The sequence below is a fragment of the Nocardia sp. AB354 genome (assembly GCF_049538315.1).
In the GTDB taxonomy this organism is placed as follows: domain Bacteria; phylum Actinomycetota; class Actinomycetes; order Mycobacteriales; family Mycobacteriaceae; genus Nocardia; species Nocardia nova.
On sequence record NZ_JBMVFU010000033.1, the window covers coordinates 45,308 to 63,254 of the forward strand.

Sequence of the window (17,947 nt, forward strand, 5' to 3'; positions counted from 1 at the left end):
CCTGCGCGAGCGGTAGATTGGACAACCGTGCATCCTGACGTTTCCGCTGATCTCGCCGAACTCGACACCACGTTGAAGACTGTCGAGTCGGTACTCGACGTCGACGAGCTGCGCCGTCGCATCGACGAGCTCGAACATCAGGCCGCCGACCCGGAGCTGTGGAACAACCAGGAACACGCCCAGCAGGTGACCAGCGAGCTGTCGCACGCCCAGGGTGAGCTGCGCCGCGTCACCGAACTGCGGCAGCGGCTCGACGATCTGCCGGTGCTCTACGAACTCGCCGAAGAGGAAGAGGGCGAGGCCCGCACGTCCGCCCTCGCCGATGCCGACGCCGAACGGGCCGCGCTGCACGCCGACGTCGAGGCGATGGAGGTGCGCACGCTGCTCTCGGGCGAGTACGACAAGCGCGAGGCGCTGGTCAACATCCGCTCGGGCGCCGGTGGTGTGGACGCCGCCGACTGGGCGCAGATGCTGATGCGCATGTATGTGCGCTGGGCCGAGCGCCACAAGTATCCGGTCGAGATCTACGACACCTCCTACGCCGAGGAGGCGGGCATCAAGAGCGCCACCTTCGCGGTGAAGGTGCCCTACGCCTACGGCACCCTCTCGGTGGAGATGGGGACCCATCGCCTGGTGCGGATCAGCCCTTTCGACAACCAGGGCCGTCGCCAGACCTCCTTCGCCGAGGTCGAGGTGCTGCCCGTGGTCGAGGGCACCGACCATATCGAGGTTCCGGAGTCGGAGATCCGCGTCGACGTGTATCGCTCCTCGGGCCCGGGTGGCCAGAGCGTCAACACCACCGATTCGGCGGTGCGGATCACCCACCTCCCGACCGGCATCGTGGTGACCTGCCAGAACGAGAAGTCGCAGCTGCAGAACAAGATTTCGGCCATGCGCGTGCTGCAGGCCAAGCTGCTGGAGCGCAAACGGCAGGAGGAGCGCGCCGAGATGGACGCGCTCAAGACCACCGAGGGCGCCTCCTGGGGTAATCAGATGCGCTCGTACGTGCTGCACCCGTACCAGATGGTCAAGGACCTGCGCACCAACTTCGAGGTGAACAATCCGTCCTCGGTTCTCGACGGTGATATCGACGGTTTCATCGAAGAGGGAATCCGCTGGCGGATGCGCCAGGACGCGTGAAACCCGCCTATCACGGCACAATCACGGCATATCGGTCGGTCGCCGGTCGTAGTAACCTGTCTGGCGTGTGTTCGGGCGGCAGATCGGCTTGTGTCGGTGCACGGTTGATACCGGAAAGGATGCGCCGATGACGACGACTCTCGCCACCGGATCCGGTGCGGAATTCACGTCGTGGCTGCGCGGCAGCGGGCTCGAGATCGTGCTGCTGATCGTGGGCGCGATGCTGTTCAGCCGCTTCGCCACCTTCGTGCGTGACCGCATCACCCGCCGCATCGACGCCGGTTTCCAGAGCAGCGATTCGCTGGTGCGCACCGAGGCCGCCAAACATCGCCATGCGCTGGCCCAGGTCATCACCTGGGTGGTGCTGTCCATCGTCTACTTCCTGGTGTCGCTGGAAGTGTTGCAGCGCTTGGGCTTTCAGCTCGGCGGTCTGGTCGCTCCGGCCGCGGTGCTGGGTGCCGCGCTCGGTTTCGGCGCCCAGCGCATCGTGCAGGACCTGCTCGCCGGATTCTTCCTGATCACCGAGCGGCAGTACGGATTCGGTGATGTGGTGCGCATCGCGGTCACCGGGCAATCCGAGCCGGCCGAAGGTACCGTGGAGGACGTCACGCTGCGGATCACCACATTGCGCAATCCGGATGGGGAGGTCATCACGGTGCCCAACGGGCAGATCGTGAAAGTGACCAATCTGTCGAAGGATTGGGCCCGCGCGGCGATCGATGTGCCGGTGCCCGCCACCGCCGATATCACCAAGGTCAACGAGATCCTGCACGAAGTGGGCGCCAAAGCATTTCAGGATCGCCGCCTGAAATCGCTACTGCTGGACGAACCTACGGTGATGGGACTGGAAGATCTCACCGTCGACCAGATGAACATTCGGATGGTGGCCCGCACACTGCCGGGTAAACAATTCGACGTCGGACGCGAGCTGCGAGTGCGTGTCGCCGCGGCGCTGCGTCGGGAGGGTTTGAGTGAAACCGCGTAAATCGACCGCGATCTTGGTCAGTGTCTGGGTCGCGACGCTCGTGCTGTATCTGTTCGTGAAACCGGCCACGCCGGACCATTCCGGTTTTCCCAACATCGCGAATACCGTTTCCGGTTCCGCGCTGACGACCGCGCCGGCCCGCTGACCTCTCTGTGACAAGTCGCATGCTCCGGAGTGGGCCGGGGTGCGCCATGACTTCGCTGGCTACACTGGCACCTCGTGATCACCCTGCGGAACGTCACCAAGTCATATAAAACCTCGACGCGACCCGCGCTGGACAATGTTTCGGTCGAGGTCGACAAGGGCGAGTTCGTCTTCATTATCGGACCGTCCGGGTCGGGTAAATCGACGTTCATGCAACTGTTGCTGAAGGAGGTCAAGCCGACCACCGGCGAAGTGCATGTCGCGGATTTCCGGGTCGACCGGTTGCCGGGACGACGGGTGCCCAAGTTGCGCCAGCGCCTCGGCTGCGTCTTCCAGGATTTCCGGTTGTTGCAGCAGAAGACGGTCGAACAAAACGTGGCGTTCGCGCTCGAGGTGATCGGCAAGAATCGCAAATTCATCAATCGGGCGGTGCCGGAGGCGCTGGACCTGGTGGGTTTGTCCGGTAAGGCGGATCGCCTGCCGACCGAGCTGTCCGGCGGTGAACAGCAGCGGGTCGCGATCGCCCGCGCGTTCGTGAACCGGCCGCTGGTACTGCTCGCCGACGAACCCACCGGCAACCTGGACCCCGACACCAGTCAGGACATCATGATGTTGCTGGAACGCATCAACCGCACGGGCACCACGGTGCTGATGGCCACCCACGACAATCACATCGTCGACGCCATGCGCCGGCGCGTGGTCGAACTCGATCGCGGCCGCCTGGTCCGCGACGAGGCCACCGGCGTGTACGGGGTGGGCCGGTAATGCGCGCGAGCTTCCTCTTCGGTGAGGTCTTCAACGGCCTACGCCGCAACGTCACCATGACCATCGCGATGATCCTCACCACCGCTGTCTCGCTCACCATGCTCGGCGGCGGCATGCTGGCCGTCCGGATGGCCGACAAGACCGAGCAGTACTTCCTGGACCGGCTCGAGGTGCGGCTGTACCTGACCGAGGACGTCTCGGCCAACGATCCGGACTGTTCGCAGGACCCGTGCAAGGCGCTGATGTCGGCGCTGAAGTCCGAGCCCGGCGTGGAATCGGTGCAGTTCCTCAATCGCGAGGAGGCGGTCCGGGAGGCGAAGGAGAAGACCTTCAAGGATCAGCCGGAGCTGGCCAAATACGTCAGCGAGTCACCCCTGCCGGCCTCGCTGCGCGTCAAGATGACCGACGCCTCGCAGTACCCGCGCATCTTCAAGGACTTCCAGGGCAAACCCGGGGTCGGATTCGTGCGCAACGACAAGGACATCGTCGACCGGCTGGTGAGCCTGTTCGACGGCCTGCGCAACGCGGCCTTCGGCCTGGCGGTACTGCAGGCCCTGGCCGCCCTGCTGCTGATCGCGAATATGGTGCAGATCGCGGCGTTCACGCGCCGTGAGGAGGTCGGCATCATGCGGCTGGTCGGTGCGACGCGCTGGTACACCCAGCTGCCGTTCCTGCTCGAGGCGGTGGTCGCCGCGCTGGCCGGGTCGGTGCTGGCGGTGATCGGACTGATGATCGCGCGGCCGCTGGTCATCGACCGTGCCCTCGGCGACCTGTTCGCGTCGAAGGTCTTCCCGCGCATCACCGGCGACGACATCGCGGTGGTGGCGCTGACCGTGGTGCCGGTCGGCATCGTGTTCGCCGCGCTGACTGCCTACGGCACACTGCGCTACTACGTGCGCGAATAGGGTCGTTCCGGGTTCCAGCCGGAGCAGAGCAGCAACGCGAGAATCGCGCTGGCGTCGTTCGGTGTTGCCGGTCGCATCGGGGCGGAGTCGGTCACGTCGGCGGAGACTATCAATCGGTGGTGGTTCGCGGGATCGACAGCAACGGGTGCGGCTGTGGATTGGGGGTTCGGATCGTCGGTGGGGGTCCGTAGGATGGCTGGCGTGAATTCCCCGGAGACGCTCGAGACGGCCGATGCTTCGTCGCGCACTGTGGAAACCGATGCGGCGCAACAGATTCTGCAGCGTGTATTCGGGTACGACAGTTTCCGGGGATTACAGCGCGAGATCGTCGATCAGGTCGTCTCCGGGGGCGATGCGCTCGTTCTGATGCCTACCGGCGGCGGCAAGTCGCTGTGTTATCAGATCCCGGCGCTGGTGCGGCCGGGGGTGGGTGTGGTCATCTCGCCGCTGATCGCGCTGATGCAGGATCAGGTCGACGCGCTGACCGCGCTCGGGGTGCGGGCCGGATTTCTCAACTCCACCCAATACCCGGACGAGCGGCGCACGGTCGAGGCGCAGTTCGTCGCCGGGGACCTGGATGTGTTGTATCTGGCGCCGGAGCGGTTGAAGCTCGAATCGACCGCGGAATTACTCGATCGCGGCAAGGTGTCCGTGTTCGCCATCGACGAGGCACACTGTGTCTCACAGTGGGGCCACGACTTCCGGCCCGACTATCTGGCGTTGTCGGTACTGCACGAACGCTGGCCCGACGTGCCGCGGATCGCCTTGACCGCCACCGCCACCGAGGCCACACGCCGCGAGATCGCCGAGCGGCTCGACCTCACCAGGGCCAAGCATTTCGTCGCGGGTTTCGACCGGCCCAATATCCAGTACCGGATCGAACCGAAGAATCGCGCCGATCAGCAACTGCTGTCCTTCATCCGCACCGAACATCCGGGGGAGGCGGGCATCGTCTACTGCCTGTCTCGCAATTCGGTCGAGCGGACCGCGGAATTCCTGTCCCGCAACGGAATCGAGGCGGTGCCCTATCATGCCGGTCTGGACGCGCGTACCCGCGCCACCAACCAGGCCAGGTTCCTGCGCGAGGACGGGCTGATCGTCGTCGCGACCATCGCCTTCGGGATGGGCATCGACAAACCCGATGTGCGGTTCGTGGCACATCTGGATCTGCCCAAGTCGGTGGAGGGCTACTACCAGGAGACCGGTCGCGCCGGCCGCGACGGCCTGCCGTCCACCGCCTGGATGGTCTACGGCCTCAATGATGTTGTGCAGCAACGCAAGATGATCGACTCCTCCGAAGGCGACGCGGCGCACCGGCGCCAGTTACAGCTCCATCTGGATGCGATGCTCGCGCTGTGCGAGACCGTGCAGTGCCGCCGCACCCAGCTGCTCAACTACTTCGGCCAATCCGGTGACACCTGCGGTAACTGCGACACCTGCCTGAATCCGCCGGAATCCTGGGACGGCACGGTCGCCGCGCAGAAGGTGCTCTCGGCGGTGCTGCGGCTCAAACGCGAACGCGGGCAGAGCTTCGGCGCCGGACATATCGTCGACATCCTGCTCGGGAAGTCGAATCCGAAAGTGTTGCAGCACAAGCACAACGAGTTGAAGGTGTTCGGCGTCGGCGCCGATTTGCGCGATACCGAATGGCGCGGCGTGATCCGCCAGTTGCTCGCCCAGGGCCTGCTCGCGGTGCACGGCGAATACGGCGTGCTGACCCTCACCGAAGCCAGCGACGAGGTGCTGTTCAAGAACCGCACGGTCCTCATGCGCCGCGAGCCGGAACGTGTGAAGCCACCGCGCGCGGCCAAGGCGAAGGCGTCCCGCCTCGCCGCGGCCGAGCTGGCGCCCGCGGCGGCAGACCTGTTCGAACAGCTTCGTGCCTGGCGTGCCTCGGTCGCCAAGGAGCAGGGCGTTCCCGCCTACGTCGTCTTCCACGACGCCACCCTGCGCGATATCGCCGGCCGTGCCCCCGCGACCCTGGCCGAACTCGGCGGCATCAGCGGAATCGGTGAGAACAAGCTCGCGAAGTACGGCGAAGGTGTCCTCGAAGTGGTCGCGGGATTCGATGCGGGTAGCTCGGTCGGGGCGGCGGAGGCGCCGGCCCCGCGTCCGAACCGAGCCGAGCGACCGGCCGGCCGGCGCGGCTCCTCCCGCGCAGCCGCATCGGGTGCCCGCCCGCGCCCGGAACCGTCTCGCGGCCCGGTCACACGCTCGAGGTTCGAGGCCGCGGAACCGGCAGCCCCGAACGATTCGATGAACCGGGACATCCCCGACGCCGATTTCGAGCCCCCGCCGGACGACTTCTACTGAACCGCTCGGTGCATCGGCGTGCCCGCTCACCAGCGCGGACGGTGGTTGCGGTCGCTGTGCGCGCCGGTGTCGACCGCCACGCCGGACTCGGGGTGGCGCCCGTTCCACGTTTATCCCTCCGCCCGGCGCGGGTAACCGTCTCGCCGTGACACATGGGCAGGACGGAGTGATCGAGACCAACGGGTCGCCGAAGAACCACGACCCGGCTTCAGGCGCCGATTGGGCCGTCTCGGCCACGCCGGATCCTTCCCGGCTCGGGGTGCGGCCTCTGGGCCGGATCGGCATGACCCGGCAGTTGCGACGAGCCCGCACCGGCATGCGGCCCTCGACGCTGGCCCTGATCACTGTCTGGATTGCCGTCTTGGCGCTGTATCTGGCGGTGCGACCGGGCGGATAGCGGTAGCGTGCCGCTATGTCCCACGACCATCACGACGACCGCTCCGATCAGTCGTCGGATTCCGGCCCCGGCGGCGATCCGCCGGATGCCGCGAAACCCGGACCTCGCCGCACCCGAGCGGATTCGGTCGAGGCCGGGTGGCTGCGCCCGCACGCGAACCCGCTCGGTCGCCCGCGGCTGACGACCGTGGTGCTGCTACTCGCGTGGATCGCCTTGCTGATTCTCTATCTGCAGGTCCGCCCCGGCGGCTGACCCCCGTCAGCGGTCGGCGCTCACCCGCTCCCACATCATCGCGTTCTGCCAGCCGTAGCGCTGAAAGGCCCAGTCCTGCACGGTCTTTGCGACGAGTTCGAAGGCGGGTGAGTGCGGGGTTCCCCAGCGCGCGGTGTCGTGCACGCTGGCACGGAACTGCATGCCCGGCCCGCCCCCGCCGTATTCGACGATATAGCCGCGACCGTCGTCGGGATCGATGCGCCGATCCATCTCGACGCGCAGATAGTGTTGGGCCGCAGGCGAACCCGGGCGTTCGACGACGAGTTGGGGTTCTCGGTAATCCAACTCGGCCAGGAGATCGTGTAGTTGCGCATCGGTCGGGTCGTCGAGTACACGATCCGAGGCGGTGCTCACTCTGAATCTGGGTACCGTTGTCACGCAACCATTTTGCGCGCTCGCTCGGTGATGGGCACACAAAATCGGTTCCCGGCGGTGGGGATGTCCGCATTCGTCCGCTGCCGCCGCCTGCCGGTGTGGTGGTTTCTCCCGCGACACCGGCGCCCGGGCGGTGCGGGCGGGTTGCCGGAGACCGGCCGACCGTGAGCCGGATCACGGCATGTTCCGCGCCGGAATTTCGTTTTCCTTCTGTTCGGCGGCCGTGTAAACCGGACAGGTCCGTACGCTCAGCGGGCGTCGAGGCACAATGACAGCGTGGAGCGCCGCCGAGCTGCGCGGAGTCGAGGGAAAGGTGTTCATGAAGGAGAAGGGGCGCAAGGTCATCGCCACCAACCGCAAGGCGCGGCACAACTACACGATCCTCGACACCTACGAGGCGGGGATCGCGCTGGTCGGTACCGAGGTGAAAAGCCTGCGGGAAGGTAAGGCGTCGCTGGTGGACGCCTACGCCACCATCGACGACGGGGAGGTGTGGCTGCGTGGCCTGCACATTCCCGAATACGGGCACGGCACCTGGACCAACCACGCCCCGCGCCGCACTCGGAAACTGCTGCTGCACCGTCGCGAGATCGACAAGCTCACCGGCAAGACCAAGGAGAGCTCGCAGACCCTCGTCCCGCTGTCGATGTATTTCGCCGACGGCAAGGTGAAGGTCGAACTGGCGCTGGCCAAGGGTAAGCAGGACTACGACAAGCGCCACGACCTGGCCCGCCGGACCGCGGAGCGAGAGGTGACGCGCGAACTCGGCCGGCGCGTGAAAGGCATGCACTGACCGGCGGGAATGTATGACGGCGAAGTGATGTTAATATGAACAGCCCGGCCCACCAGCCGGGTGTTCAACTGAGTTGAGTACGGGGCTGATCGGTTTCGACTGCGTACGTCGATTCAGGGGAAGCGTGTCGGTGCAGGCAGGAGACCACCGTAAGCGTCGCTGTAACCCAATAAGCGCCGATTCTCATCAGCGCGACTACGCTCTCGCTGCCTAAGCAGTAGAGCGTGTCTGTCAGTCCGGGTTTGCTCTCGGCCCGGGTACTGGCATCAGCTAGAGAGCTCTACCGTGCGGCTCGGTCGCGGAGTCGTACGGGACATCGAACAGCGACTGGGATCGTCATCTCGGCTTGTTCGCGTGACCGAGAGATCCGAGTAGAGGCTCAGCGAACTGCACACGGAGAAGCCCTGAAGAAGCGGCGGAGGACCCGGGTTCAATTCCCGGCAGCTCCACCACGGGCCCCTCACCTGAGCCCCAGGTGAGGGGCCTTTTTCATGCACGAGGGTAGAACTGAGGTCGTGACGCGGTATGCATACGACGCGGGGGCCGGCGCACTTGTCGCGACTTGGGGAACCGGTGGGGGAGACGTGGCCGAGACCATCGCGCCCCTGTCGCGGACGGTCGAACCCGAGGTCGCGCTCGCGCTGGCGGCGGCGCTGACGAAACTGTCGGAGTATCAGTGGCGCACCTACACGCACCCGGCGTCGGCGGCGGGGGATCCGGAGGTGCCGAACAGTGTGGCGTGGCATCGGGCCGAGGAGCGCAATCGGTTCCGTGAGGTGGAGGCGGCTGTCCGGGAACCGAATCTGCCGGACGAGGACGGGATGATGGCGGTGTCCTACAGCGTGGTCGAGGAGTCGGCGCATCGGATCGGGCGGGTGGCGCATCTGATCGGCGATGCGACGCTGGTGGACGCGCTGGTCGCCGAGGTGCGGACCGAACAGGCGGCGATCGAGGCCGCGGAACTGGGCGATCTGTCCGGGCGAGCCCGGCAGGCGGTGGAGTTGTCCCGGGCGGACATCTCGCCGGTGCAGGTGCACGCGGCCGATGCGCTGCTGTACGCCGACCCGCTCGCCTCCCTCGACCGGTTCACCGATATCGACCCGGCCGCCGCCGCGGTGGCCGCCGCGCGCTGGCTGTACCTCGCCGCTGAGGTCGCTTCCGAGGCCGCCGAGGTGCATCCGGTGCACGTGGTCGCGGAGGCCGACAATCTGGAGGCGCTGCAGGTGGAGACGCCGACTCTGGTGCTGGAGCGGTTGTGTGCGGGCGAGAGCCCGACCGCCGTGGTGGTCGACCTGATCGCCGACGCGCTCGCCGCCGCCGAGGGCCGGGTGCGCAACCCGGTCCGGATCGTCGAGGCCGCCGAGGCGATCGAAAGGCGCTTGCGCGGAGAGGAACTCGACGAGGAGGGCCTGACCGCGCTCACCGACGAATTCCGGATCTCCTGCCTCGATCCGGCCCGTCCGGCCGTCGATCTGCTGGAGGATTTGCTGGACGCGATCCGCGGCTGCCGGCTGCTGTACTGCGAGGAATACGAGTCGGGGTTCGAGGACGCGGTGCGGGCCGAGGCCGACGATCAGCGCCCGCCGGTGCTGTAGTCCCGCCGGGCATCGCCACAGCGGCCCCTCACCGTGCATCGCAGGTGAGGGGCATTCCGATGCGGACGAGGGTGGCGGCGTCAGCCGAGAATTCCCAGCTGCTGCAGGTGGGTTACGTCGTCACGAACGCCCCAGTGCTCGACGACGCGCCCGTGCTGGTCGAACCGCATCCAATGCATCTGGCGGAACCGGAACGTTCGGCCGGTGGGGGCATTGCCCATGAACTCGCCGACATGGGTTCCGCTGTACCAATTGCGTCCGACGACCACGTCGCCCGCTGCGGTGAAATCCTCGAATTCGGTTCGGCCATCGGGAAATGCGGACCGCAGCATCGACACCAATGCCTTGACGGGCGCGGTGCCGTGGCGGTGAGCCTCGGGGGCGGTGTGGTTGACCATGTTCGGATCGAAGAGCTCGTCGATCAACTCGAGTCGTCCCTCGTCGAAGATTTCGCCGTAGATGCGTCGCATCGCGGCGATGTTGCGTTGCTCGATGGTGCCGGCCGTTGCCGTGTCTTCTGTTGCCATGTCTCGATCGTGCGATCCGAACGAGTGGCACGGCCATCCCTACTTCCTGGGATTCTGCGGTGCCCGGGGGGACGCTACCGTTGTTCCGTGGGTGAAACACGGCTGGCGCGGGAAGTGGTGCGCCTGAGCCACCAGGGACTCGGGCTCGACGAGCTTCGCTACGCGCTCGATGCGGCAGTGGGCCGCGTGGTGTCGTGGGATATGGCGGCCTGGTCGACGACAGACCCCGCCACGCTGTTGTTCACCAGCTGCGTGGTCAGCGGACGGGAGGAGGACCCGCGGACCGAGGCGGCCCTGTTCGACAGCGAGTTCCGTGTCCCGGACATCAATACGTTCGGGGCGCTGGCGGCCGCGTCTCCACCGGTCGCGACGTTGTATGCGGCGACGGGCGGTGAACTGCGGCGCTCGCCGCGATGGCGCACGGTGCTCGCGCCGCTCGGCGTGATCGACGAGATCCGGGCGGCGTTTCTCGACGGTGGGAGCTGCTGGGGAACGCTGGTCGGATACCGGACCCACGGAAATCCGTTCGGACCCGATGATGTTCGGGCGATCGCGCAGGTTGCGCCACTGATCGCAGACGGCTTGCGCCGCGCGATGCTGCACACCGCGGTGGACCGTGCGATCGATGAGGTGGCCGGCCCCGGTATCGCGATCGTCGATCCGGAGGGCACACTCGGCGACGTCACCCCGGCAGCCCAGCGCTGGCTTGCGGAAATCGCCGAACCCGGGGCGGTTCCCAGCGTTTTCCGCTCCATCGCCGCGGCCGCTCGATCGGCGGCCGCCGGATTGTGTGAGCGCCCCGCGCACGCGCGGTTACCCCGACGCGGCGGCGGGTGGATCCTGGTGCACGGATCGGTGCTCGCCGGTTCGGGCCAGATCGCGGTGATCGTGGAGAGCGCCGCGGAAAACCACCTCTCCGACGTCCTGGTCCGTGCATACGGCCTGACGTCGAGGGAGCGCGAAATCACGGAGCTGGTGCTCAGGGGCGCGTCGACGGACGCGATAGCCCGGCAACTGTTCATCTCGGCGTACACCGTCCAGGACCACGTCAAGTCGATCCTCGCGAAGTCGAACATCCGCAGTCGGCGGGATCTCGTCGCGACGTTCTACGGACGCCACTACGCGCCGCTGACTACGGCCGGCGCGATTCCGAGCCCGTACGGGTGGTACTTACCGACGGAGCCGGGTACGGAATCGGACGCTCGTTCCGCTCAGGCGCCGGGCTCGCCGTAGGCCGCCGCGATCTCCTTCGATCCACTCCACCGGCTGTAGGTGGGTGATTGCGGCCATCCCTCGGGCGAGTCCTGCCATTCCTCCTGGCGGCCGTAGGGCAGCAGGTCGATCAGGGCGAAGGTGTAGCCGAGCTGTTCGGTGCCGCGGCCGTCGGTGTGCCAGGTGCGGTAGACGGTGTCGCCGTCGCGCAGGAAGACATTGACCGCGAAGCCGCCGCCGGGAGGTGCGCCGACGTCCGCGCCGAAGGAGCTGTTCGCGGTGGAGTACCAGCTCATCGTGTTGCCGACGCGCCGCTTGTAGGCCAGCGCCTCGTCGATCGGCCCCTGGGTCACGATGACGAAGCGGGCGTCCCAGTTGTCCAGGAACTCCAATCGGGTGAATTGCGAGGTGAATCCGGTGCAACCGGGGCATTGCCAGGTTTCGCCGGGAAACCACATGTGGTTGTAGACGATCAGCTGCGACTTGCCGTCGAAGACATCCGCCAGCCGGACCGGTCCGTTCTCACCCTCGAGGGTGTAGTCGGGCATCCGCACCATCGGCAGGCGGCGGCGCGCCGCCGCGATCGCGTCCAATTCCCGAGTCGCGGCCTTCTCCCGCATTCGCAGCGCGTCGAGTTCACGCTGCCAGGTCTCGGCGTCGACGACGGGTGGCAGTGCTGTGGTGCTCATGGGTCCTCCCTGACCGTTCTCCCGGATTGCGAGCTGTAGATACAGACGCGATGCCGCGCCGGAACTCATCGGTCGCGGCCCGTCGATTCACGAGCGGGTGCGGCGGAAGGTGGTGCGATAGTCCCCGGGGCGCTGACCGGTGTGTTCGGCGAACAGGGCGGCGAAGGTGCCCGCATCCCGGTAGCCGACGGCGCCGCAGATATCTGTGACGGTGCGGTCGGTGGTTTCGAGCAGGTGCCGGGCGCGGCGCACGCGGGCGGACTGCAGATAGTCGAGCGGGCTGCGCCCGGTCTCGTCGGCGAAGCGCCGCAGCAGAGTGCGAGTGCTCACGTGGAACGCGCTCGCCAGTGCGGTGAGGTCGTAGCGGGCGGTGAGATTGCGGTCGAGGTGACGCATCACCTTGCGGGAGAACGTATTTCCGGGCTGTGGCAGCAGGCGCGCGTCGACATACGGGGTCTGTGACGAGCGGGCGTCGTCGACGAGGGCGATCCGCGCGGTGGTCCGCGCGACCCGCGTGCCGCTGTGACGTGCGATGAGGTCCAGTGCGAAGTCGTACATGGCGCTGAAGGCGGCCGTCGTCGTCACACCGCGGTCGGTGACGACGAGTCGATCGGGCCGGATATCGGCCTCGGGGCACTGCTGCGCGAGTTCGTCGGCGAACAGCCAGGCCGTGGTCGCCTTCCGGCCCGCGAGCAGCCCGGCCCGGGCGAGCAGGAACGCACCCACACAGATCGATACGACGGCTCCGCCCGCGGCGGCATGGGCGCGGATCGCCGCGATCTCGGCGGTGAGCGGTGGCAGCCGGGCATCCGGGTCGAGACCCGGAACGAGTTCGAAGCCTGGCACCACGAGGATATCGACCTCGCGCAACGGCGAAACCGACAGTGCCACACCGCCCGACGCCACCACCCGGCGTCGCGGCGAGATCACGGTCACCTCGTAACCGGCGCGTTCCGGACCGGCGACATGCGCGGCCATCGTCAGCAGATCGGGAATCCCGAACACCTCGGAGGCGAAGCAGCCCGGATACGCCAGCACCCCCACTCGATACGCGCTCACGACCCGCCTCCTCGTCCGATGGCGAGAATACCTCCGAATATGGCGATCCCGCCGATCGCTTTCGCGCCGATTCCGGCCGAGGCTGACCACATGGATACCGACGACAACCCGATCGCCGCTTTCGCACCCCGCCTGGTCGACGTGGACGGGGTGAGCAAGACCGTCTACACGGCCGGATCCGGCCCGGCCGTGGTGGTGATGCCGGAGATGCCGGGGATCAGCCCCGACGTCCTCCGGCTCGCGCGCTGGATTCGCGACGCGGGGTTCACCGTCTACCTCCCCTCGCTGTTCGGCGTCGACGGCGCCTATCCCACGGTCGAGGAGGGCGCCGAAGTAGTCCGCCGCGCGTGTGTGAGTGCCGAATTCCGCGCGTTCGCGGGCGGCGGCACGAGTCCCGTCACCCGATGGCTGCGCGGGCTCGCGCGGCTGGCCCACGACGAATGCGGCGGTCCGGGAGTCGGCGCGCTCGGCCTGTGTTTCACCGGCAATTTCGCGCTCACCATGACGCTCGAACCGTCCGTCGTCGCCCCGGTGGTGAATCATCCTTCGCTGCCGTTGGACGATCCGGCCGGCATCGAGGTGAGCGACGAGGACGCGGCCGCGATCCGCGACCGCATCCAGCGCGACGGTCTGACGGTCCTGGCCTACCGTTTCGACAACGACCGCTGGTGCACCGGCCGTCGCTTCGCCGCCTACCGGACGCTGCTCGGCGACGCCTTCGACGGCCGCGTGCTGCCGGGCGAATCCGCCAACCCCGCCCCGCCGCCGTTCTTCCGCGACGTGGTTCAGACCCCGCACAGCATCGTCACCGCACATTTCGTCGACGAGCACGGCCACCCCACCCGCACGGCCCGCGACGAAATTCTCGAGTTCCTCAGCGCCCGCCTGCATACCTCCGCGGAGTAGCGCCGCGATGGCGGGCGTACCTTCCGGCCGCCCTCCCCGGTAGCCGACCGCGACCGGCATCGGCGTGTTCCGTCGAGGCCTGCCGATGTGGGCGTAGTTGAGTACAGTCCCGGGTACTCGAAAGGCGACGGGGAGCGCAGGCGCGGCGGAGGGGGCGACGCATGCCGGATGTACGAGGCGACGTTCGCAGGATCCAAAATCTGCTGCGCCGGGTGACGGTGCCCGACGAGCGACCGCGGGTGCTGCCGGTGCTGTTCCGCTACCGCAAGACCAGGCGAACGCCGCCGCCGATCGTCTGCCTGATCAGCAGCGCCGCACCGCTTTCCGCGGATGGCCTGCTGCGGCGCTGTGGTGACTGGCTGGCCTCCCCGGGCAGCCGCCGCGCGGTTCCGCGTGCGGTGGTGCAGATTCCGAAACTCGAGCCGTCCACGCCGGATCACCCACCGGAGGGCCCAGACGAGCTGGATCCGCGCTTCCTGGCCCTGCTGCAGGAGCTCTACAAGTGCTTCTCCAGTGACGATACGGCCATGGGGCCCATACCCTTTCCGCGCTACCGCACTGCCGATTGGCTCATGCGGCAACGGCTCGAGGGGGCCGCGACCGAGGCGTCGGCGCAATTGCGCGAGCGGTTGCCGGAACTGCTGCGCCGTGGGCCGGCCGCCGAGCATTCGACCACGGCACTCGGCGCCATCGGAGGAACCGTATCCCGGGTGCTGACAATGGTGCTGTCGATGTGGCCGATCGTGCGGTTGTGGCTGTTCGTGAGTTCGCATGTGCCGGGGTTGTCGCCGGTGAGCTATTGGTTCATGCATCAGCGCTATCTGACGCCACGGCTGTCGAACAGTTTCGTCGGATTCGGGGTGCGTCTCGCCGAGCCGATGCGCCGCCGGGAGAATAACGAGCAGATCGCGAAGTTGCTGGTCAACGCCTTTCTGGAGGATCTGCGCGTCGCTTATCGCCGGAGGCTGTGGCGTCCGTCGAGCTGGCGTCGCACCGCATATCCGGTGGCGCTGCTCGATGGCGTCGAACCGGGGGACAGTGCTACCGGCCTGATGCGCTACGTCAACGAGATCCGCAACGAGACCGGGCTTTTCGATCCGCTCGCGCTGATCTCGCGCATCGAGGATTCCGTCGAGCACCCGGACCTGCACTTCGAATCCCTGGACTCTCGGGATGATCCGCTGAGCTCCTGGCAGGCCGATATCGATGGGCGCCGTCGCCGCCGCCGCACGGACAGCTGGTATCTCAGCCTGCCCCTACCGGATTCGCTGTCCGGCACGCTCGAACCGTTCGAGCACGCCGAGCTGGCGCAGCCGCCGGCGCCGCCGTGGGCGGCGCGACGGTCGGTGGTCACCGTGATCGCCCTGCTTCCCGTTGCCGCCCTGGTAGCCGCGACGGTCTCGGCCGTCCAGCCTCGCATCGCCGTTGGATGCACCGCGTGGCCGTGGCACGCGGGTGTCGATGTCGTGGTCCGCGGAACCGAATGCATCGGCCTGAGTGCCGGTGCCGCACAGGTTTTCGCCGACGACGAGGAACTCACCGAGATGGAGCGCGAGGTGTTCCGCCAGAACACCGTGGCCGCGCGGTTGCGCCACGACAATCCCCGCCGTCCGCTCGTCACCCTGATCTACTTCGCCGGGATGACCTATACCGACCGCAACGTGCGCTACCCGCACGCACAGGCCGAGGAACTGGCGGGCCTCGCGGTTCAGCAGCGGCGGGCGAACAAGCAGAACGGCGAATCCGAACCGCTGCTGCGCATCGTGATCGCGAACGGCGGATCGACCATGCGATACGCGACCTGGGTGGTCGAGCACCAGATCAGCCGGCTGGTGCGGTCGGATCCGACCGTGGTCGGCGTGATCGGACTCGACCGGAGCACGGCCGAAACCCGCAGAGCCATCGCGCGTTTGGGTGAGCTGGGGGTTCCCACGATGGCGACCACCCTGTCGGCCGACGGGCTCGACGCCGTGTCGCCCACCTACTTCCAACCCGTCCCCGACAACCACGCCCAGGCCGAACTCGTCGCGGAGTACGCCGCGGGCGCGAGGAATGCGGACGGCACCCGCCGCTACGACAAGGTGACGGTCTACGCACCGACGGATCGCGACGACATCTACGTGCGGACTCTGGCCGACGACCTCGAAGCGGTACTGGCGCAGCGACATATGCTCGGCGACGTCTACACGTGGTCCGAACAGCAGCAGATCTACGGTCTGCCGCTGCCGTGCGCGTCGGCGGACCCCGACGCGCCGCGGACGCTGTTGTTCTTCGCCGGCCGCAATCCGGATTTCGGGCCGTTCGTCAACGTGGCCGCTCAGCACTGTGGTGACGCCCCTCCGCCGATCCTGGCCAACGACACCGCGACCCGCGCGGTGTCGGACAAGCTGGTGCAAAATGCCGCGCCGATCGGATTTCCGGTCCGATACGTCGCCAAGGGGGTACCGGCGCTGCTGGCGGGCAGCAATTGCGTGCGCGACGGCGCGCCGGACCGCATGGAGCACGCCGGCCTGAGCCTGCGCAGCCTGTGCGCGGAGCTGACGCAGTTGCGGCGCGACCTGCCGCATTTTCACGAGAGCTGGCCCGGCGACCGCACCGGAATCACCTTCGACGTCGCCGAACTGTTCCTCCGGGCCGTGCAGCGTAATCGGTCCCGGCCGGAGCGGTCGGCGGCGGACGGCGCGATCGACCGCGCGGCCATCGGCCTGGAACTGCGGCGTCCCGATCTCGACGCCGACACGATCACCGGCAAGCTGCGTTTCGACGGCCCGGGCGGAATCGCGACTGGCGCCTCGATCGGCGTGCTCGTCACCTCGGATCTGAACGATCCCGACCTGCCGCCGAAATGCCTGGTGATGTATCCGATCGCACCCGAGCGCCGCACACCCACCGGCTGTCCCGCCGGCACCGAGAGTGACGGCGAGAAGTGGGAACAACCCACGGGCTGAGGCACCGCGCCGGTCAGGGCGAGCAGGGCGGTGCCGGGCCGGTGCGGTAATAAGGATCCATGGAGGCCTTCTATCGACCCGATCCCTCGGATCCCGTGCTGTTCCACTCCACCGAGCTGACCCGGGGTCCGTGGTCGCCGGACGCGCAGCATGCGGGGCCGCCGTCGGCGCTGCTCGGGCATGTGATCGAGCGCTGTGAGCCGCGGCCCGGTTTCCGGGTCGGGCGGGTGGCGGTCGAGATTCTCGGGCCGGTCCCGATCGCGCCGCTGCGGGCCGAGGCGCGGGTGGTGCGGCCGGGGCGCAGCGTGGAGTTGATCGAGGCCACCGTCGCCACCGACCGTGGACCGGTGTTGAAGGCGAACGCGTGGCGGCTGCGGGTGGCCGATCCGGAGGTCGAGGTGCCGCCGGATGCGGTGGCGGCCGGCGCGTATCCCGGGCCGGACACCGTGGCACAGAGTGGGGAGTTCCCCAGCAATCAGCCCGTCGGATTCCACACCGGAATCGACTACCGCTTCGTCGCCGGCTCCTTCCAGCAGCCGGGTCCGGCGGTCTGCTGGATCAAGCTGCGCTATCCGATCGTCGCCGGAACCACTCCCAGTCCCCTGGAGCGGACTCTCGCGGCGGCCGATTCCGGTAACGGCGTGAGCGCGGTATTGGATTGGGAGCGTTACCTTTTCATCAATACCGACCTCACCGTCACGCTGCATCGTGAACCGGTGGGGGAGTGGGTCTGCCTGGATGCGGTGACCTATCCGGAACGCAGTGGCATCGGGATGGCCGAATCCCGGCTCTACGACGAGAAGGGTCCGGTCGGCCGCAGCACCCAGACTCTGCTGATCGGCGACCGGTAGGCGGGCGCCGAATTCTTCCCGCCACGGGCGACCCCGAATCCCTCGGCTACCGTGGCGACGTGGACGAGTG

The 17,947-nt window shown here is 67.5% G+C and carries 18 protein-coding genes and 1 other RNA gene; 15 read left to right on the forward strand and 4 right to left on the reverse strand.

Annotation, left to right across the window (positions count from 1 at the left end; genetic code table 11):
- The first annotated feature begins 27 nt into the window (after positions 1 to 27).
- The 8 genes from prfB to ACPCUW_RS31955 all read left to right on the forward strand — a co-directional run bounded on the left by prfB (position 28) and on the right by ACPCUW_RS31955 (position 6,901).
- Positions 28 to 1,140 carry a peptide chain release factor 2 gene (gene prfB, locus ACPCUW_RS31920; protein WP_063013808.1) on the forward strand — a complete coding sequence of 371 codons (1,113 nt, stop codon included), beginning with the start codon at positions 28 to 30 and terminating at the stop codon, positions 1,138 to 1,140.
- Between the two features lie 127 nt (positions 1,141 to 1,267).
- A complete protein-coding gene (locus tag ACPCUW_RS31925) occupies positions 1,268 to 2,125 on the forward strand; it encodes a mechanosensitive ion channel family protein (RefSeq protein ID WP_063013854.1) in 858 nt (285 codons plus the stop codon).
- Between the two features lie 13 nt (positions 2,126 to 2,138).
- Positions 2,139 to 2,270 carry a hypothetical protein gene (locus ACPCUW_RS31930; RefSeq protein ID WP_423428949.1) on the forward strand — a complete coding sequence of 44 codons (132 nt, stop codon included), beginning with the start codon at positions 2,139 to 2,141 and terminating at the stop codon, positions 2,268 to 2,270.
- A gap of 74 nt (positions 2,271 to 2,344) precedes the next feature.
- Entirely contained in the window at positions 2,345 to 3,034 is a 690-nt protein-coding gene (gene ftsE / locus ACPCUW_RS31935) for a cell division ATP-binding protein FtsE (protein ID WP_063013806.1), read from the forward strand.
- Positions 3,034 to 3,939: a permease-like cell division protein FtsX gene (gene ftsX / locus ACPCUW_RS31940; RefSeq protein ID WP_030515485.1), complete on the forward strand. Its 906-nt coding sequence runs from the start codon at positions 3,034 to 3,036 to the stop codon at positions 3,937 to 3,939. Before ftsE ends, ftsX begins: the two co-directional genes overlap by 1 nt.
- A 192-nt stretch (positions 3,940 to 4,131) precedes the next feature.
- Positions 4,132 to 6,252: a DNA helicase RecQ gene (gene recQ, locus ACPCUW_RS31945; RefSeq protein ID WP_423428950.1), complete on the forward strand. Its 2,121-nt coding sequence runs from the start codon at positions 4,132 to 4,134 to the stop codon at positions 6,250 to 6,252.
- Between the two features lie 145 nt (positions 6,253 to 6,397).
- Positions 6,398 to 6,649, forward strand: coding sequence for a hypothetical protein (locus tag ACPCUW_RS31950; RefSeq protein WP_146098649.1), 252 nt, complete (start codon positions 6,398 to 6,400; stop codon positions 6,647 to 6,649).
- Positions 6,650 to 6,664: 15 nt separating this feature from the next.
- The gene (locus ACPCUW_RS31955) at positions 6,665 to 6,901 is read left to right on the forward strand and encodes a hypothetical protein (protein WP_030515490.1); all 237 of its coding nucleotides are present in this window, start codon (positions 6,665 to 6,667) and stop codon (positions 6,899 to 6,901) included.
- Between the two features lie 6 nt (positions 6,902 to 6,907).
- Here the strand turns inward: ACPCUW_RS31955 and ACPCUW_RS31960 are convergent, their stop codons facing one another.
- Positions 6,908 to 7,276: a hypothetical protein gene (locus ACPCUW_RS31960; RefSeq protein ID WP_423428952.1), complete on the reverse strand. Its 369-nt coding sequence runs from the start codon at positions 7,274 to 7,276 to the stop codon at positions 6,908 to 6,910.
- 340 nt (positions 7,277 to 7,616) lie between these two features.
- On the opposite strand from ACPCUW_RS31960, the gene smpB reads away from it, so the two are divergent.
- The 3 genes from smpB to ACPCUW_RS31975 all read left to right on the forward strand — a co-directional run bounded on the left by smpB (position 7,617) and on the right by ACPCUW_RS31975 (position 9,685).
- On the forward strand, positions 7,617 to 8,090 hold the full coding sequence (gene smpB, locus ACPCUW_RS31965) for an SsrA-binding protein SmpB (RefSeq protein ID WP_063013852.1): 474 nt from the start codon (positions 7,617 to 7,619) through the stop codon (positions 8,088 to 8,090).
- A gap of 81 nt (positions 8,091 to 8,171) precedes the next feature.
- Positions 8,172 to 8,542: a transfer-messenger RNA gene (ssrA, locus tag ACPCUW_RS31970) on the forward strand.
- Between the two features lie 63 nt (positions 8,543 to 8,605).
- Complete coding sequence (locus ACPCUW_RS31975) at positions 8,606 to 9,685, forward strand: hypothetical protein (protein WP_423428954.1); 1,080 nt, start codon at positions 8,606 to 8,608, stop codon at positions 9,683 to 9,685.
- 80 nt (positions 9,686 to 9,765) lie between these two features.
- On the opposite strand, the gene ACPCUW_RS31980 is transcribed toward ACPCUW_RS31975, so the two are convergent.
- Positions 9,766 to 10,212 (reverse strand): ester cyclase, encoded by a 447-nt coding sequence (locus ACPCUW_RS31980; RefSeq protein ID WP_063013708.1) that lies wholly within the window; start codon positions 10,210 to 10,212, stop codon positions 9,766 to 9,768.
- A gap of 87 nt (positions 10,213 to 10,299) precedes the next feature.
- On the opposite strand from ACPCUW_RS31980, the gene ACPCUW_RS31985 reads away from it, so the two are divergent.
- Entirely contained in the window at positions 10,300 to 11,445 is a 1,146-nt protein-coding gene (locus ACPCUW_RS31985) for a helix-turn-helix transcriptional regulator (protein ID WP_146098650.1), read from the forward strand.
- On the opposite strand, the gene ACPCUW_RS31990 is transcribed toward ACPCUW_RS31985, so the two are convergent.
- A complete protein-coding gene (locus ACPCUW_RS31990) occupies positions 11,424 to 12,113 on the reverse strand; it encodes a DUF899 domain-containing protein (protein WP_063030698.1) in 690 nt (229 codons plus the stop codon). The genes ACPCUW_RS31985 and ACPCUW_RS31990 overlap by 22 nt on opposite strands.
- An 87-nt stretch (positions 12,114 to 12,200) precedes the next feature.
- Complete coding sequence (locus tag ACPCUW_RS31995) at positions 12,201 to 13,172, reverse strand: GlxA family transcriptional regulator (RefSeq protein ID WP_195076309.1); 972 nt, start codon at positions 13,170 to 13,172, stop codon at positions 12,201 to 12,203.
- Positions 13,173 to 13,211: 39 nt separating this feature from the next.
- Here ACPCUW_RS31995 and ACPCUW_RS32000 point away from each other — a divergent pair, with 39 nt between their 5' ends.
- The 3 genes from ACPCUW_RS32000 to ACPCUW_RS32010 all read left to right on the forward strand — a co-directional run bounded on the left by ACPCUW_RS32000 (position 13,212) and on the right by ACPCUW_RS32010 (position 17,877).
- On the forward strand, positions 13,212 to 14,078 hold the full coding sequence (locus tag ACPCUW_RS32000; protein WP_423428956.1) for a dienelactone hydrolase family protein: 867 nt from the start codon (positions 13,212 to 13,214) through the stop codon (positions 14,076 to 14,078).
- Positions 14,079 to 14,239: 161 nt separating this feature from the next.
- Positions 14,240 to 17,026, forward strand: a complete 2,787-nt coding sequence (locus tag ACPCUW_RS32005) for an ABC transporter substrate-binding protein (protein WP_423428958.1) — start codon at positions 14,240 to 14,242, stop codon at positions 17,024 to 17,026.
- Between the two features lie 59 nt (positions 17,027 to 17,085).
- Positions 17,086 to 17,877, forward strand: coding sequence for a thioesterase family protein (locus ACPCUW_RS32010; protein ID WP_063013700.1), 792 nt, complete (start codon positions 17,086 to 17,088; stop codon positions 17,875 to 17,877).
- The last annotated feature ends 70 nt before the right edge of the window (positions 17,878 to 17,947 follow it).

Excerpts from the sequence above, each read along its gene's own strand:
- smpB (WP_063013852.1), top strand. The coding sequence starts at position 7,617 with ATGAAGGAGAAGGGGCGCAAGGTCATCGCCACCAACCGCAAGGCGCGG.
- ACPCUW_RS31955 (WP_030515490.1), top strand. The coding sequence starts at position 6,665 with ATGTCCCACGACCATCACGACGACCGCTCCGATCAGTCGTCGGATTCC.
- ftsX (WP_030515485.1), top strand. The coding sequence starts at position 3,034 with ATGCGCGCGAGCTTCCTCTTCGGTGAGGTCTTCAACGGCCTACGCCGC.
- recQ (WP_423428950.1), top strand. The coding sequence starts at position 4,132 with ATGGCTGGCGTGAATTCCCCGGAGACGCTCGAGACGGCCGATGCTTCG.
- ACPCUW_RS32005 (WP_423428958.1), top strand. The coding sequence starts at position 14,240 with ATGCCGGATGTACGAGGCGACGTTCGCAGGATCCAAAATCTGCTGCGC.
- ACPCUW_RS32000 (WP_423428956.1), top strand. The coding sequence starts at position 13,212 with ATGGCGATCCCGCCGATCGCTTTCGCGCCGATTCCGGCCGAGGCTGAC.
- ACPCUW_RS31990 (WP_063030698.1), bottom strand. The coding sequence starts at position 12,113 with ATGAGCACCACAGCACTGCCACCCGTCGTCGACGCCGAGACCTGGCAG.
- ACPCUW_RS31980 (WP_063013708.1), bottom strand. The coding sequence starts at position 10,212 with ATGGCAACAGAAGACACGGCAACGGCCGGCACCATCGAGCAACGCAAC.
- ACPCUW_RS32010 (WP_063013700.1), top strand. The coding sequence starts at position 17,086 with ATGGAGGCCTTCTATCGACCCGATCCCTCGGATCCCGTGCTGTTCCAC.
- ACPCUW_RS31925 (WP_063013854.1), top strand. The coding sequence starts at position 1,268 with ATGACGACGACTCTCGCCACCGGATCCGGTGCGGAATTCACGTCGTGG.